The organism is Thalassobacter sp., assembly GCF_982993085.1.
The window spans coordinates 1-15,931 of the sequence record NZ_CEZFMW010000085.1 but is presented as its reverse complement, the minus strand read 5'-3'; the positions used below and the strand labels follow the sequence as shown (position 1 = coordinate 15,931).

Annotated in this window: 14 protein-coding genes; 10 read left to right on the top strand and 4 right to left on the bottom strand. The window is 59.3% G+C overall.

Annotation, left to right across the window (positions count from 1 at the left end; translation table 11 throughout):
• Positions 1-41 precede the first annotated feature (41 nt).
• The 6 genes from xsc to AC4GMC_RS12855 all read left to right on the top strand — a co-directional run bounded on the left by xsc (position 42) and on the right by AC4GMC_RS12855 (position 7,536).
• Complete coding sequence (xsc, locus tag AC4GMC_RS12880) at positions 42-1,814, top strand: sulfoacetaldehyde acetyltransferase (protein ID WP_487879008.1); 1,773 nt, start codon at positions 42-44, stop codon at positions 1,812-1,814.
• Positions 1,811-2,821 (top strand): phosphate acetyltransferase, encoded by a 1,011-nt coding sequence (pta, locus tag AC4GMC_RS12875; protein ID WP_487877623.1) that lies wholly within the window; start codon positions 1,811-1,813, stop codon positions 2,819-2,821. The genes xsc and pta overlap by 4 nt, the downstream gene beginning before the upstream one ends.
• Before the next feature lie 137 nt (positions 2,822-2,958).
• Entirely contained in the window at positions 2,959-5,772 is a 2,814-nt protein-coding gene (locus tag AC4GMC_RS12870; RefSeq protein ID WP_487877622.1) for a molybdopterin oxidoreductase family protein, read from the top strand.
• Positions 5,769-5,921 (top strand): hypothetical protein, encoded by a 153-nt coding sequence (locus AC4GMC_RS12865; protein WP_487877621.1) that lies wholly within the window; start codon positions 5,769-5,771, stop codon positions 5,919-5,921. Before AC4GMC_RS12870 ends, AC4GMC_RS12865 begins: the two co-directional genes overlap by 4 nt.
• Positions 5,918-6,664: a 4Fe-4S dicluster domain-containing protein gene (locus AC4GMC_RS12860; protein WP_487877620.1), complete on the top strand. Its 747-nt coding sequence runs from the start codon at positions 5,918-5,920 to the stop codon at positions 6,662-6,664. The genes AC4GMC_RS12865 and AC4GMC_RS12860 overlap by 4 nt, the downstream gene beginning before the upstream one ends.
• Positions 6,664-7,536 carry a dimethyl sulfoxide reductase anchor subunit family protein gene (locus tag AC4GMC_RS12855; RefSeq protein WP_487877619.1) on the top strand — a complete coding sequence of 291 codons (873 nt, stop codon included), beginning with the start codon at positions 6,664-6,666 and terminating at the stop codon, positions 7,534-7,536. The genes AC4GMC_RS12860 and AC4GMC_RS12855 overlap by 1 nt, the downstream gene beginning before the upstream one ends.
• Before the next feature lie 47 nt (positions 7,537-7,583).
• Here AC4GMC_RS12855 and AC4GMC_RS12850 read toward each other — a convergent pair whose 3' ends face one another.
• The 3 genes from AC4GMC_RS12850 to AC4GMC_RS12840 are packed head-to-tail and all read right to left on the bottom strand — an operon-like array spanning position 7,584 to position 9,822.
• The gene (locus AC4GMC_RS12850; RefSeq protein WP_487877618.1) at positions 7,584-8,036 is read right to left on the bottom strand and encodes a YaiI/YqxD family protein; all 453 of its coding nucleotides are present in this window, start codon (positions 8,034-8,036) and stop codon (positions 7,584-7,586) included.
• Positions 8,033-9,106: a hypothetical protein gene (locus tag AC4GMC_RS12845; RefSeq protein WP_487877617.1), complete on the bottom strand. Its 1,074-nt coding sequence runs from the start codon at positions 9,104-9,106 to the stop codon at positions 8,033-8,035. Before AC4GMC_RS12845 ends, AC4GMC_RS12850 begins: the two co-directional genes overlap by 4 nt.
• Positions 9,061-9,822: an HpcH/HpaI aldolase family protein gene (locus AC4GMC_RS12840; protein WP_487877616.1), complete on the bottom strand. Its 762-nt coding sequence runs from the start codon at positions 9,820-9,822 to the stop codon at positions 9,061-9,063. Before AC4GMC_RS12840 ends, AC4GMC_RS12845 begins: the two co-directional genes overlap by 46 nt.
• Positions 9,823-10,246: 424 nt before the next feature.
• Here AC4GMC_RS12840 and AC4GMC_RS12835 point away from each other — a divergent pair, with 424 nt between their 5' ends.
• The 4 genes from AC4GMC_RS12835 to AC4GMC_RS12820 all read left to right on the top strand — a co-directional run bounded on the left by AC4GMC_RS12835 (position 10,247) and on the right by AC4GMC_RS12820 (position 14,116).
• Positions 10,247-11,998, top strand: a complete 1,752-nt coding sequence (locus AC4GMC_RS12835) for an acetolactate synthase 3 large subunit (RefSeq protein WP_487876630.1) — start codon at positions 10,247-10,249, stop codon at positions 11,996-11,998.
• 75 nt (positions 11,999-12,073) lie between these two features.
• On the top strand, positions 12,074-12,637 hold the full coding sequence (ilvN, locus tag AC4GMC_RS12830) for an acetolactate synthase small subunit (RefSeq protein WP_038003253.1): 564 nt from the start codon (positions 12,074-12,076) through the stop codon (positions 12,635-12,637).
• A gap of 106 nt (positions 12,638-12,743) precedes the next feature.
• A complete protein-coding gene (locus AC4GMC_RS12825) occupies positions 12,744-13,898 on the top strand; it encodes an aromatic ring-hydroxylating oxygenase subunit alpha (protein WP_487876629.1) in 1,155 nt (384 codons plus the stop codon).
• On the top strand, positions 13,895-14,116 hold the full coding sequence (locus tag AC4GMC_RS12820) for a hypothetical protein (protein WP_487876628.1): 222 nt from the start codon (positions 13,895-13,897) through the stop codon (positions 14,114-14,116). The genes AC4GMC_RS12825 and AC4GMC_RS12820 overlap by 4 nt, the downstream gene beginning before the upstream one ends.
• Before the next feature lie 12 nt (positions 14,117-14,128).
• Here AC4GMC_RS12820 and AC4GMC_RS12815 read toward each other — a convergent pair whose 3' ends face one another.
• Positions 14,129-15,787: a divergent polysaccharide deacetylase family protein gene (locus AC4GMC_RS12815; protein ID WP_487876627.1), complete on the bottom strand. Its 1,659-nt coding sequence runs from the start codon at positions 15,785-15,787 to the stop codon at positions 14,129-14,131.
• Positions 15,788-15,931 lie beyond the last annotated feature (144 nt).

Below are 15,931 nucleotides of genomic sequence, written 5' to 3'. Positions count from 1 at the left end.
GCCGGTGTGCTGGCCTCCTCAGTTCATGGAGAGCCCTCATCATGCAGATGACCACCGAAGAAGCCTTCGTAAAAACACTACAAGCCCACGGCATCCAGCATGCCTTTGGGATTATCGGTTCGGCTATGATGCCGATCTCCGACATCTTCCCTACAGCCGGGATCACCTTCTGGGATTGTGCCCACGAAGGCTCCGCCGGCATGATGGCCGACGGTTACACCCGCGCCACCGGCGAGATGTCGATGATGATCGCGCAAAACGGTCCCGGCATCACAAACTTTGTGACGGCTGTGAAAACCGCCTATTGGAACCACACCCCGCTTTTGCTGGTGACCCCACAGGCCGCTAACAAAACAATCGGTCAGGGTGGCTTCCAAGAAGTTGAGCAGATGAAACTGTTCGAAGACATGGTCGCCTACCAAGAAGAAGTCCGTGACCCATCCCGCGTGGCAGAAGTGCTGACCCGCGTCATCGCCAAGGCAAAGCGTTTGTCCGGTCCGGCACAGATCAACATCCCGCGCGATTTCTGGACCCAAGTCGTCGACATCGAAATCCCCGAGCCTATCGAATTCGAAGCGTCCCCCGGTGGTGAGAATTCGGTCAAAGCCGCAGCGGATCTTTTGTCCAACGCCAAAAACCCAGTCATCCTGAACGGCGCAGGCGTTGTCCTGTCCAAGGGCGGCATCGCGGCCTCCATGGCGCTGGCTGAAAAACTGGATGCACCCGTGTGTGTCGGCTACCAGCACAACGACGCTTTCCCAGGCTCGCACCCCTTGTTCGCAGGTCCTTTGGGTTACAACGGCTCCAAAGCTGGTATGCAGCTGATCAAAGACGCGGACGTTGTGCTGTGCCTCGGTACGCGCCTTAACCCGTTCTCGACCCTGCCCGGCTACGGCATGGAGTACTGGCCCGCTGATGCAAAAATCATCCAAGTCGACATCAACCCCGACCGCATCGGCCTGACCAAAAAGGTCACCGTCGGCATCGTGGGTGACGCGGCCAAGATTGCCAGCGGTATCCTGAACAACCTCGCAGAGGATGCCGGTGACGCAGGTCGCGCCGATCGCAAGGCACACATCGCTCAGACCAAATCCGCATGGAAGCAAGAGCTTTCCTCGCTGGATCACGAGCAGGACGATCCCGGCACCAGCTGGAACGAGCGCGCTCGTGAAGCTCGCCCCGATTGGATGTCGCCCCGTCAAGCATGGCGCGCGATCCAAGCCGCGCTGCCCCGTGAGGCAATCATCTCGTCCGACATCGGCAACAACTGCGCCATCGGCAACGCTTATCCTGACTTTGACGAGGGTCGCAAATACCTCGCGCCCGGTCTGTTCGGCCCCTGCGGTTACGGTTTGCCCGCCATTGTTGGTGCGAAAATCGGCCAACCAAACGTTCCGGTCGTCGGCTTTGCCGGTGACGGCGCCTTTGGTATCGCGGTGAACGAACTGACAGCCATCGGTCGGGACGAATGGCCAGCTGTGACGCAGATTGTTTTCCGCAACTACCAGTGGGGCGCAGAAAAGCGGAACTCTACCCTGTGGTTCGATGACAACTTCGTCGGCACCGAGTTGGACATGAAAGTGTCTTATGCCGGTATCGCGCAGGCCTGTGGTCTGATCGGTGTCCAAGCCAAGTCCATGGATGAGCTGACTGACATCTTGAACCAAGCGATCAAGGATCAGATGGAAAACAACCGCACCACGGTTATCGAAGTGATCCTCAACCAAGAACTGGGTGAGCCCTTCCGCCGTGACGCGATGAAAAAGCCTGTGCGCGTGGCCGGTGTGACCGCCGCTGACATGGCTGCCGAGTGAGCGTTCTCTCGGACACTAAAATGGGGGCGGCGGATATTCCGGCGCCCCTCATTGCTTTGCGGACCCGTGCTGCAAAGTTGCAGAAGCATATCGTTTTGTCGGAGGGCACGGACCCGCGTGTGTTGGATGCCGCGGCACAGGCCACCAAGACCAAGCTTGCCCGTATTTCTATTGTGGCACCGGCTGGCACCGCAGCCCCTGATGGGGTGGCCGTCCATGACCCCGCTACATCACCGCACCGTCCCGCGCTGATCGCAGCCTTTCTAGAGGCGCGAGCCAAGAAATCCCCCACCCAAGAGCAGGCTGAGACCGCGATCAATGATCCGCTGGTTTTCGCCGCATTGATGGTGCGTGCAGGGCTGGCGGATGGCACCATCGGTGGTGCGACCCACACAACCTCTGACACTGTGCGCGCGGCCCTTCAAATGATCGGCAAGGGCCCCGGCGCTGGCATGGTGTCTAGCTTTTTCGTTATGGTGATGCCCGAACACCACCCAACGCGCCCCGAACAGGGCGTTGTCTTTTCCGACTGTGCATTGGTGATTGAGCCCTCCGCCCAAGAGCTTGGGATGATTGCAGTGCAGGCCGCCGGTTCGGCCCAGCAATTGTTGGGCGTTGATCCACAGGTCGCGATGCTAAGCTTTTCGACCAAGGGGTCCGCACAGCATCCCAATGTTACCAAGATGGCAGAGGCGACAGAGCACGCCAAAGCCGCTGGCCTGTCGGTCGATGGGGAGCTGCAATTCGATGCGGCCTTTGTGCCAGAGGTCGCCGCAAGCAAGGCACCCGGCAGCGCGATTGCAGGGCATGCGAACGTCTTTGTTTTTCCGAACATCGAGGCGGGCAATATCGGCTACAAAATCGCACAGCGGATCGGTGGCGCAAGCGCGATAGGTCCAATTTTGCAGGGCCTCGCCGCACCGGCCAATGATCTCAGCCGAGGCTGTAGCGCCGAAGACATCCTCGACATGATCGCCGTCACCGCCGTGCAAGCGGACGCAACGTGACCAGTCATACACATCATATGCAGGGCATTGCGTGGCACGCGCCATTGCCCACTCAACAACAAATACCCGCGGGCCGTGGCCTTGTGGGGTTCTATCTGCTCTCGTGAGAGCCGCGGACTTTTGAAGGAGGGCGCCAGATGACATTCCAGCAACCTAAACTTGAGACATCGCCCAAGGTGTCGGACGAAATCCGCAAGACCACATGTTACATGTGCGCCTGTCGCTGCGGGATCAATGTCCACATGAAGGACGGAAAAGTCGCCTACATTGAGGGCAACCGGGATCACCCTGTGAACAAGGGCGTTCTGTGCGCCAAGGGTTCAGCTGGGATCATGCAACACAACGCGCCCTCGCGTTTGCGGGCGCCGTTGAAGCGCGTCGGTCCCCGTGGTTCGGGCGAGTTTGAGGAAATCAGCTGGGACGAGGCCTATGATTTGGCCGCTTCTTGGCTTGAGCCAATCCGCCGCGACGATCCATCCAAGCTGGCGTTCTTTACGGGCCGCGACCAATCCCAAAGCTTTACCTCCATGTGGGCACAAAGCTTTGGCACACCGAACTACGCCGCCCACGGTGGCTTTTGTTCGGTGAATATGGCGGCGGCCGGCATTTACACGATGGGCGGCGCATTCTGGGAATTTGGCCAGCCCGACTGGGACCGTACCAAACTGTTCATGCTGTTCGGCGTTGCCGAGGACCACGACAGCAACCCAATCAAAATGGGTCTGGGTAAGCTGAAAAAGCGCGGCGCACGTGTGATCGGCGTCAACCCGATCCGTTCTGGCTATAACGCTGTCGCGGACGATTGGGTGGGCATTACCCCCGGCACTGATGGCCTGTTTATCCTGAGCCTTGTGCACTGCCTGATGTCTGCGGGCAAAATTGACCTGAAATATCTACGCGACCTGACAGATGCCCCGGTTCTGATCAACGCTGATGAGAACTCACCTGAATTTGGGCTGGCTCTACGCGATGATGATGGACATCAGCTGGTCTGGTGCCGTGATCAGCAAAAACCACGCTGTTTCGATGCGCCCGACGTACACCCCGATTTGGCCGGCACATGGGAAGTGGATGGTGTCACACACCGCACTGTGTTCCATCACATGACCGAGCGGTACCTAAGCAAAGAATACGCGCCCGAAACGGTGTCCGAGACCGTCGGAATTTCGGCCAACCGTATCCGTGCCATCGCTGCTGAAATTGCGCGGGTGGCATTTGATGAGGCGTTTGAGCTGCCCATCGAATGGACCGATTTCCGCGGTCGCACACACAAAACTATGCAAGGTCGCCCCGTCAGCTTTCACGCGATGCGCGGGATTTCGGCGCACGCCAATGGTTTTCAGACCTGTCGCGCGCTGCATATGCTGCAAATCATCCTGGGTACGGTCGAAGTGCCCGGCGGCTTCCGGTTCAAACCACCCTACCCCAAGCCAGCCACCGCGCACCCCAAGCCGCATTGCAAGGTCACGCCCGGCGCGCCGCTTGACGGCCCGCACCTCGGGTTTGTGCACGGGCCCGATGATCTGGCGCTCAAGGACGATGGCAGCCCCGCGCGTATCGACAAAGCGTTCACATGGGAAAACCCGATGTCGGCCCACGGGCTGATGCACATGGTGATTTCTAACGCCCACGCAGGTGATCCCTACAAAATCGACACGCTGTTCATGTACATGGCCAACATGTCTTGGAACTCATCCATGAACACCGGCGGCGTCATGGAAATGCTGACCGACAAGGATGAAAACGGCGATTACGTGATCCCGCACATCATCTATTCCGATGCATACTCGTCGGAAATGGTGGCGTTTTCAGATTTGATCCTGCCTGACACCACGTATCTTGAACGGCACGATTGTATCTCAACCCTCGACCGCCCGATCTGTGAGGCTGAAGGCGCGGCTGACGCCATCCGTTGGCCCGTGGTTGAGCCGGACCGCGATGTGCGCGGTTTTCAAACCGCGCTGATCCAACTGGGGGCCAAGATGAACCTGCCAGGGTTCGTGAACGACGACGGCACCGCCAAGTATGAGGATTACGCCGACTATATCGTTAACCACCAACGCCGCCCCGGTGTCGGGCCCCTGATCGGGTTCCGTGGTGAAGATGGCACCAAAACCGGCCGTGGTGAGGTCAACCCAAACCAGATGCAGGATTACATCGACAACGGTGGTTTCTATCTAGCGCACGTGCCTGAGGACGCGCAGTTCTATAAGCCTTGGAACAAGGCCTATCAGGATTGGGCGGTTGAGATGTCGTTCTATGACAAGCCCCAACCCTATATCTTTACGCTCTGGTGTGAGCCAATGCGCAAATTCCAACTGGCCGCCGAAGGCCACGGAGAACGTCAGCCCCCCGAGCATCTGCGCCAGCGCATCAAGGACCGGATGGACCCGCTACCTCTATGGTACCCCAGCACGGACCAGCACGAAGGCTTTACGGTCAATGCCCTGACCCAACGCCCGATGGCGATGTATCACAGCTGGGGTTCACAAAACGCGTGGCTGCGCCAAATTCATGGCCACAACCCCCTCTATGTGCCGACCAAAATCTGGGAAGCACAGCGCTTTGCCGAGGGCGATTGGGCCCGGGTTACCTCCCCCCATGGTGAGATTACGGTTCCCGTCGCGCATATGGCCGCGTTGAACGAAAACACGATCTGGACATGGAACGCAATCGGCAAGCGCAAGGGCGCTTGGGCGTTGTCAGAAGACGCGCCAGAGGTGAAGAAAGGATTCTTGCTCAATCACTTGATCCACGAATTGCACCCACCCAAGGGTGACGGCATGCGGTGGGCCAACTCGGACCCGATCACCGGCCAGGCCGCGTGGTTCGACCTTAAGGTCAAGATCGAGAAATGTGCCGCCCCGGCGGAAAGTCAGCCCAACTATCCGGCGCAGAAATCACCGGTGCCAAAAGCACCCGCCAATCAGGCATGGAAGGTCGGATCGTGACCCCCAAACGTACGCTTCTTCTTATCGCGGCCTTTGTCGCGTTCATGCTTGGCAGTTTCATCTGGTACATCGCCACTTGGGACGCTGAGAAACGCGCACCTATGGGCAAAGTCCCGAACACACTCTCACCGACAGGAGCCACATCATGACCGCCCTGCCCGAAACAACTCAGACCAAGCTTGGCCTTGTGATCGACCTAGACACATGTGTGGGCTGCCACGCGTGCGTCGTGTCATGCAAAGGTTGGAACACCGAAAACTATGGAGCGCCTTTGTCGGACATGGACCCTTACGGCCAAGCCGAAGGCACGTTCCTGAACCGCGTCCATAGCTATGAGGTCGTGCCTGACCTGGGCACGGCCCAAACCGTGCACTTCCCCAAATCGTGCCTGCACTGCGAAGACGCCCCTTGTGTCACTGTGTGCCCGACTGGGGCCAGCTACAAACGGGCCGAGGACGGCATCGTTTTGGTCAATGAAGACGCCTGCATGGGTTGCGGCCTATGCGCATGGGCCTGCCCCTACGGCGCGCGTGAGCTAGACCAAGCCGCAGGTGTCATGAAGAAGTGTACGCTTTGCGTTGACCGGATTTACAACGAGAACCTCCCCGAGGAAGATCGTGAACCCGCCTGTGTACGGACCTGTCCCGCTGGCGCGCGCCACTTTGGTGATTTGGGTGATCCCGACAGCGATGTCAGTCAACTGGTGGCGGAACGTGGCGGAATCGATCTGATGCCCGAACAAGGCACCAAACCCACCAACAAATACCTGCCGCCCCGGCCCAAAGACACGCTCGATACGGATATCGACGTGCTTGGTCCGCTGTTGGCACCCGTGGCCGAACAGCCCAAGGGCTTCCTTGGCTGGCTTGATCGCGCTTTGGAGAAACTCTGATGCATCCTGCTCCTTCTGTTATCCTGTTTTCTGTCCTGTCGGGCGCTGGCTTTGGGCTGTTGACGCTCTTGGGCTTTGGTGTGCGCGCCACATCGCAAGGCTTGCCTGCATTTGTGTTCTTTGCCGTGGGCTTTGTGTTGGCTGTGGGCGGGTTGCTTTCCGCCACACTCCACCTCGCTAACCCCAAAAACGCAAAATACAGTTTCTCGCAGTGGCGCACTTCGTGGCTCTCGCGTGAGGGGATATCGGCCGTCACCGCTCTTAGCCTGATGGGGCTCTATGCCGGGCTGATCATCTTCTTTGACATCCGCGTGGCGCCTTTGGGTTATGTCGCTGGTGCGCTGTGTCTGTTTACCGTTTTCACCACCGCGATGATCTACACTCAGATCAAGGCCGTGCCCCGCTGGCACCAACCCCTTGCGACACCGGCCCTGTTCCTCAGCTACGCTCTCACGGGTGGCGCGCTTTTGGCGGGCGCTGTGGCACATGCGGGCTTCTTGTTCCTGCTGACGGCGCTGATCCAGCTGTGGCATTGGAATGGTGGCGACAAAGCGTTCCGCAACGCGGGCAGCAATATGAACACGGCCACGGGGCTTAAGGGTGCGGTGCGCCAGTTTGAGTCTCCGCACACCGGCGACAACTATTTGCTCAAAGAAATGGTGTATGTGGTCGGGCGCAAACATGCGTTCAAACTACGGATCATCGCGCTGTTGTTCGCGGCGCTGATCCCCAGCTTTATGATGTTGGGTGAGGTCAAGCATCTTGGCGCATTGATCGCCGTCGCACTGTATTTCACAGGCACCTTCGCATCGCGTTGGCTGTTCTTTGCAGAGGCCGAGCATGTCGTCGGCCTATACTACGGCAAGCGTTAATCAGATATCCGGGTCGCGGTTCCCTGCGGGAGGTCGCGGCCCAACCACTACCGAGACGAACGGACCAAAACACGGTCCAACGCGTTCAAAAACGCCGACCGGTCCCGATCTGAGAACGGCTTAGATCCACCCGCTGTCAAACCCTCTAGCCCCGCACGCACATCCGCCATAATCGCCCGCGTAGCGACCGCCGACCCGATTGAGGCTGAGGTGAATTCCGACCCTTTCGGATCAAGGGCTGCGGCCTCTTTGGCCAAGACCCGCTCTGCCAGCAGAATATCACTTGTGATGACGACGTCCGTTGGGGTGCACATCTCCACCAGTTTATCGTCGGCGGCATCAAACCCATCGCTGACCACCAGTTGTGACAGCAGCGCGTGCGCAGGCAATCGCAGATAGCTGTTCGAGACCAGTACAACCGGCACGTTTGTGCGGTAAGCGACCTTATAAATCTCAGGTTTTACCGGGCAGGCATCTGCGTCCACCAAAATCCGTCTCATGCAAACGCCTCCACGTCGAACGGCACATCGCGCGTGCCGCCGTCTTCATAGGTGATGTGCAACCCGCGCGCGAGGGCGACTTGCGCGATTGGCCGCGCCCCCTTTAGCCGCAGGATCGCATGGCGAATGGCGCGCTGACCGCCTAAGCGTAGCGCTGATGGAACACCCTCAGCGGTGACCCGATTTTCGCGCAATGCCGCACCAAAGCCAGCGCCACCCGCAGTGCATCCGTCCTCTATACCCAACACGCCACGATGCCTTCCGTTCCACGGCGCGTAATCGCGCCCGCCGTTCGACACCCACAGCATTGTCACCGGCAATTCTTCGCAGCGTTTGAGGCAGAGGATCGTGTCCTCCTCTGCGGTGCGATGAACGGCGGTCCAGCCCAAACCACTGTGCGCCGCCTCAATCATCGTCAGAAAGTCTTCGCAGGCCATGTCGTGGGGATAGTCCCGTAGGTCGACAGTGCCACTTGGCCCCTCGATCGTCCAACCGGTGAACCGCTGTCCGCTTTGCCAGTACTGTTTTCCGGGTTCTAGGGGCGAAGCCTCGGTCAGGATCGCACGTTTGGGCGCACACCGGACAAAGCCGCCTTCGGCCATATGGATCATCGGGTGGTGCGCGAGGGTAATTTCGCCCGCACCGCCTGAAATAATATGGTGTTGATAAATCGCAGGCTCATCATCACGGACCCAAATGTGGCCATCAATCCGCGTGCCACTGACGGATTTCGCCAGTCGCCAGTACAAGGACTGAGCGGTTTGCCGTTTGGTAATCCAGCGGGTGTTTGCAGGTGCACCGTGGGGCGGCCCACCGCTGACATCATCCATCCCAAAGGGCGCCGCCAAGAAACTGCCGCCTAAACGGCGATCCACGGGCGGGATCGATGGGTCGGCCTGCACGTCGAGCGCATCACGCCACGGCGCCGCATGCAGCACATCGGCCCCACCAATCACCAGCCGTGGCATGTGGCCCACTGCGGGCTCTAACTCTGCCCAGATGCCCCGGGCAGAAATCTCAATCCTCACGGCAGGTGCCGCGTGGCCCGCACCGCCGAGGCCAAAAGACAAGCATCAGACCCAACGCCAAGGAACCGCACGCCTTTGTCCCGGTAGGCTGCACACACATCCCGGTCAAGTGAGATTATGCCCGGCACTTTTCCGGCCTCAACGATTGTAGCGATAGCCCGGTCAATGGCATCAAGCACCGATTGGTTGTTCAAATCCGCGATGTATCCCATGTCCGCGGCCAAATCTGTGGGGCCGATGAACACTACGTCGACGCCCTCTACGGCGCAAATCTCGGGCAGTGCATTTAGGGCCGCGCGGCTTTCAACTTGGACAATCAGACACATCTCTGCGTCGGCGGTTTGTGCATAATCCGCTACCGCCCCAAAGCCGGATGCCCGCGCCACCGTCGCGCCAAACCCACGCACACCATGCGGCGGATAGCGTACGGCTCGCACCAACGCCTCGGCCTGCGCCGCACTTTCGACCATCGGGACCATCACCGACCGTACCCCAAGATCGAGAACCTGTTTAAGCATCCAATCCTCGGCTGCCGGCACCCGCACCACTGCCTCTGCGCCTGTCCCGGCCAGCGCCATAACCTGCGCTTGGATCGCCGCAAGGTCATAAGGCCCGTGTTCAGCATCAATGAGGCACCAATCATAGCCTGCGTTACCGGCGACTTCCGCGCTGATCGCACTTCCCAAGTTGAGCCACAGCCCTACCTGACAATCGTCGCCCTGCAGTGCGGCTTTCAATTCGTTTGGTGCAACTGGCATGCACGCCTCCCTCGTTTTGGTTTTGCTGCATCGGGCCGTATTTTGCCCAAAGGTGCAAGAGGCGTTGCGTGATAACAATCAGACCCACTGCCTAGCCGCTGCTCAGCCCCCAAATCAGCCACCAAAATCGTGTTAATTTCCCGAACCACCGATATTTGAGAAACTTTCGACAAGTTTATTATGGCACCAGAGACATTTTATTCAAAAAATTGCGTATTGACCGGCGGTTTGCCCTTGTCTACGGTCTCAGCACGTGAAATTGGAGACACTGAGAAATGGCAACGCTTCTCGTAATTGTAGGCAACAGGCGCATGGGCTGAGCAATCAGCAACCATTCCGGTACCCATGCGCCCCCGAAGTTACCTTCGGGGGTTTTTTGTTGCCCCAACCGCGAGACAGCGCAGAGCAAGAGAGAGATGAGACTATGGCGAACATGACGGGCGCACAGATGGTGGTTAAAGCCTTGAAAGATCAGGGCGTTGAGGTGATTTTTGGCTACCCCGGTGGTGCCGTGCTGCCGATTTATGACGAAATCTTTCAGCAAAACGACATCCGCCACATTCTCGTGCGCCACGAGCAAGCCGCCGTGCACGCCGCCGAAGGATATGCGCGTTCAACCGGCAAGCCCGGTGTCGCCCTTGTGACCTCTGGCCCCGGCGCGACCAACGCAGTCACCGGCTTGACGGATGCGTTGATGGACTCGATCCCGATTGTCGTTCTGTCCGGTCAGGTGCCAACCTTCATGATCGGGTCGGACGCATTCCAAGAAGCCGACACCGTGGGCATCACTCGCCCCTGCACCAAGCACAACTGGCTCGTCAAAGAGACCGACGCCTTGGCAGACACATTGCATGAGGCGTTCCACGTATGCACCAACGGCCGTCCCGGCCCCGTGTTGGTCGACATCCCCAAGGACGTCCAATTCGCGTCCGGTAAATACAAAGCGCCCGGCAAAGCCGACATCGGTCACTACCAGCCGCGCCTCAAGGGCGATCCAGAAGCGATTGAGCAGATGGTTGCCTTGATGGAAACTGCTGAGCGGCCCGTGTTCTACACCGGCGGTGGCGTCATCAACTCTGGCCCTGCGGCCAGCCAATTGCTGCGTGAGTTTGTGGCCGAAACAGGCTTTCCGATCACCTCTACGTTGATGGGTCTTGGGTGTTATCCTGCGTCCGGTGACGCTTGGCTCGGAATGTTGGGGATGCACGGCCTGTATGAAGCCAACATGGCGATGCACGGTTGCGACCTGATGATCAATATCGGCGCGCGCTTTGACGACCGGATCACTGGGCGTCTGGATGCGTTCTCGCCGGACTCCAAGAAAATCCACGTCGATATCGACCCTTCCTCCATCAACAAGGTCGTCAAAGCGGATGTTCCTATCTTGGGCGACGTGGCGCACGTTCTTGAAGACGCCCTGCGCATCTGGAAATCCCGCGGCCGCAAGACCAACAAAGAAGGTCTGCAAAAATGGTGGGCGCAGATTGAACAGTGGAAACAGGTTGAGTGTCTGAAATTCAAACAAGAAGGCGCGGTGATCAAGCCTCAGTATGCGGTTCAGCGCCTTGAAGAGCTGACCAAGGGCATGGATCGCTATATCTCGACCGAGGTGGGCCAACACCAGATGTGGGCCGCGCAGTACCTTGGATTTGAAGATCCCAATCGGTGGATGACATCCGGTGGCTTGGGCACAATGGGCTACGGCTTCCCGGCGTCTGTTGGCATTCAGGTCGCGCACCCCGGTGCGCTGGTCGTGAACGTCGCCGGTGAGGCATCATGGCTGATGAACATGCAGGAAATGGGCACGGCCGTGCAGTACCGCCTGCCCGTAAAACAGTTCATCCTGAACAACGAACGTCTCGGCATGGTGCGCCAGTGGCAGGAGCTACTACACGGTGAACGGTACTCCCACAGCTGGTCCGACGCCCTGCCCGATTTCGTGAAACTCGCGGAGGCGTTTGGCGCCAAGGGTATCATCTGTTCGGACCCCAACGATCTGGATGATGCGATCATGGAGATGATCAAACACGAGGGCCCTGTTATCTTTGATTGCCTCGTGACCAAACACGAAAACTGCTTCCCGATGATCCCATCAGGCAAGGCCCACAACGAGATGTTGCTGGGTGAGGCAGATACACAAGGCGTGATTGATGCGAAGGGGTCGGTGCTGGTCTAGGCCCGTTCCATCCTTGGTCAGACGTGCAGGTCATGTCTAACCCGAGCCCACGACGTTATTCTAGAAAGATTTCCTATGTCCGCACTTCGTATCAAAAAAGGCTCCACGAGCCATTCGGCCTACAACCTTCGCCCGACGTTTTCCGACGTCCAAGAGCGTCACACCCTTGCCCTATTGGTCGAGAATGAGGCCGGCGTTCTAGCCCGTGTAATCGGCCTGTTTTCGGGACGTGGCTACAACATCGAAAGCCTAACGGTGGCCGAGGTTGATCACGACAACGCACTGAGCCGCATCACGGTCGTCACAGTCGGCACACCACAAGTGATCGAACAGATCAAAGCACAACTTGGTCGTATCGTGCCTGTGCGCGATGTTCATGACCTCACGGTTGAGGGCCCCGCGGTTGAGCGTGAGTTGGCATTGATCAAAGTTTCAGGCGCCGGTGACAAGCGGATTGAAGCTCTGCGTCTGGCAGAGATTTTCCGGGCCAATGTAGTCGACAGCACGCTCGAAAGCTTTGTGTTTGAAATGACAGGCGCCTCTGACAAAATCGACGCGTTTTGCGAATTGATGCGCCCCTTGGGCCTGCAAGAAATCGCACGCACAGGCGTCGCAGCCATGAGCCGTGGCAGCGCCTAAACCCCGCATAAAAGCGTGGTGAAAAACGACGAAAAAGGGTCGCAGTGAAACAAGCCTGCGGCCCTTTCTTTTGCGAATCTCGCGATCACAAAAGGAAGGGCTTGCCATGTCGTTAACTGATCTGTCCGCTGTCCGTCAGGACCTTGCCAAGGCCCACGGCCTGCCCAATGCGCACTACATCGATCAAGGCGTATTTGATGAAGAAAAGAATGCGGTTTTGTTCGCCAACTGGTCCTCGGTCGGTGTCGCGGCCCAAGTGCCAGAGCCCGGTGACGCGCTCCCCCTGACCTTCCTTGGTGTGCCACTATTGTTGCTGCGTGACACGTCCGGCGTTGTGCGTGTTTTTCAAAACACCTGTCGCCACCGTGGCATGATCCTCGTGGATGAGCCGCGCAAGATTGAAGGGGCTATTCGCTGCCCCTACCACTCGTGGTGTTATTCAACCGCGGGTAAGCTGGTCTCGACCCCGCACGTTGGCGGCCCAGGCCAGAACACCCATCCTGAAATTGACCGCACCACCCTTGGCCTGATCGAAATCCGGAGCCACGTGTGGATGGATGTCGTGTTCGTCAACATCGACGGAACGGCCCCCGCATTTGAGGACGCAAACGCCGATGTCATCGCCCGCTGGGCGGAATTCGACAAACCGATCTATCACGGCGGCGCAGACAGCCAGTTCAACCTTAGTGTGGCGACCAATTGGAAGCTTGCGGTTGAGAACTACTGCGAAAGCTATCACCTGCCGTGGGTCCACCCCGGGTTGAACAGCTATTCGCGCCTAGAAGACCACTACAACATCGAAGCCCCCGGCCACTACGCGGGCCAAGGCACGCTGGTCTATCGCCAGATGGCGGGTGACGACGGTGCTGCTTTTGACGATTTTGCGGACCTATCGGACAAATGGGATACGGCGGCAGAATACATCGCGCTGTTCCCCAACACCTTGCTCGGGGTGCACCGGGATCACACCTTTGCCATCGTCCTCACACCAGAGGCGCTGGACAAGACGGTTGAGCAAATTCACCTGTATTACACCACCCCCCAAACCCCCGATGCCGCGCGCACCAAGAATACGGCGCTGTGGAAAGAGGTCTTTAAAGAAGATGTCTTTGTGGTTGAGGGGATGCAGCGTGGCCGCCACGGTCCGGCCTTTGATGGGGGCAAATTTTCGCCCGCAATGGACGGTCCGACCCATGTGTTCCACGACTGGATCGCCGCTCAGGTTGAGCGTCACCGCGCCGCCCCCCACGCCGCCGAATGACTGCGCGATCAACGCTAGACGCGCAACTGTTAAAGGCACATGCACAGGGCGACACGCGCGCCCTGATCGCACTCTATACCGAGGCCGCTAATACAGTGGCCGAGGGCGAGGCATTCTATCTGACCCACGCCTACGTGTTTGCGTTGGAATGTGGGGCGCCCGAAGTGCCCGCCCTGCACGCGCGATTGGCCGCGTTGGGCAGCGAACCGGCTCTTTAACGAAGGCCGGTTCTACTGGCCGAATTCGCGTAACAGGTACGACACCGGCGCGACCTGAACCGACTGCGCCCGGTTCGATTGCTGCCATGCATACAGTGCTGTGACCGTATCCGCATAAGAATGCCCCACAACAACGACATGGCCTTCTTGCCCTGCGGTGAATGTCGCGCGGTCAAGGTAGCGAGAGATCACGCCGCTTTGCTCACGCTCGGCGTCCAACATCCGGTATGCGGTCAGACCCGGCACCCCTGCCCGACGCGCCGCAGCCTCGGCCGTGTTGAGCCCCTGGGGGAGCGTCAAAAGCCCATGCCCGCTGTCCTGCAATCGGCCTAGCACGGCATCAAGTGCGACACGCGTCTTGCTCAGAAAACCATTGGGCGTGTCCAGTACCGCAACGGCTTCGTCGACCACATTCACGGCCCCCTCAAACGCGCGTTCAAGGTCTTGGGCCGTTCCCTCTTGTGGCAAGCCATTGGCCAAAAGGACAACCTCAAAGCCGTTTTCGCGATAGCTGCGCACAGCCTCAGCAGCGTCAGGTTGGGTCGCGTCGACCGCAAAAGTCACGGGCAGCGCGAACCCCAGCAGTGTAACCCGCTCCAAGCGCGATTCAGGCGTGTCGATCAACACGATCGACATGACCGGCAGGTCCGGGCTGAACCGTGTGAACGGGATCGCATATGTATCGATGGCGCGTGGCTGCGCGGCGGTTGCGCTGGTCTCAGGCGGCGCGGTTTGCGCGGCCTCTGTCGCGGCTCGCTGGGTATCGGTCATCAAACCGCCTTGCAGTGCGATCCGACCGACGGCGGTGCCAGGTGCTTCTTGCCCAAGTTCCAAAATCCGCGGGGTAACAACGGCCACCTGCGGCGCGGGCTGGGCCTCCTGCACAGGTTCGACGGGGGCTGCGATGCGCGGCGTCACGACCGAGGTTTGAGGCGTCGGCGGGGCGACATCGATCGCAGGCGCGCGCTGCGGCGTAGCAGGGGCTGTATCGACAGCGGCCACATCCACTTGAGGTGCGATGATAGGATCATCCGCCAAAGGCGCTGGCTGAAAGCTGGGCGGCGGCGCGGCAGCATCGACAGTCTGCGATACTTGGGGCCGGGCATTTTCGCTCGGAACGCGGACTTGCGGCAGGCTGGCCACGGGTGATGGCAAGGCCGCACTTTGGGTATCAAGCCGCGGGGTTGCCAAAGTGGTGGTGTCATTGGTCGCGGGCACCGATGGTACCGCGACGCTAGGCGCCACCACCGCCGCATCCGTCCCCGGCAAGGCCGAGACCTGCGGCAATGCGGGTTGATTGAACTGAACCGTCGGCTCTGCGGTCTTAACAGGTTGTGCAGGTTCGGGGGCCGCGATTTCAACGTCGCGTACCGGGGGGGCCACCTCTTCAACCTCAACCTCCACCTCCACCTCCACCGGCTGGGGCGCAGGTGTAACATCGGTGGTTTCAACAGGTTCTGGCGCGTTCGTGGTGATCTGAGGTGCCTCATCCGGCTTCGCAGAGGGCAGCTCAGGCGCTTGGCTCACGCTGGGCAAAGACGTCGCAGACCCGTCATCAACCGCCACGGTCGCAAACGGCTTAATCAAGGGCGTTGCCAGTGACAAACCCGCCATGCCGATACCAGCCACGAGTGCGCCCCATGCCACCCCACTCAAAAGCCCCCGGATCATGCCCGCCTCTCCTTCGAAACCTCGCGTGGTGCGTACCGCGGGTTGTGCCGCTCGCGGGGACTTGACCCCGGCGCACCGCTCTGGGCATGTATACCGCGACTGACGCCGGGGTTCACCCCCTAGATTTCGTTCCTCGGGCAAATT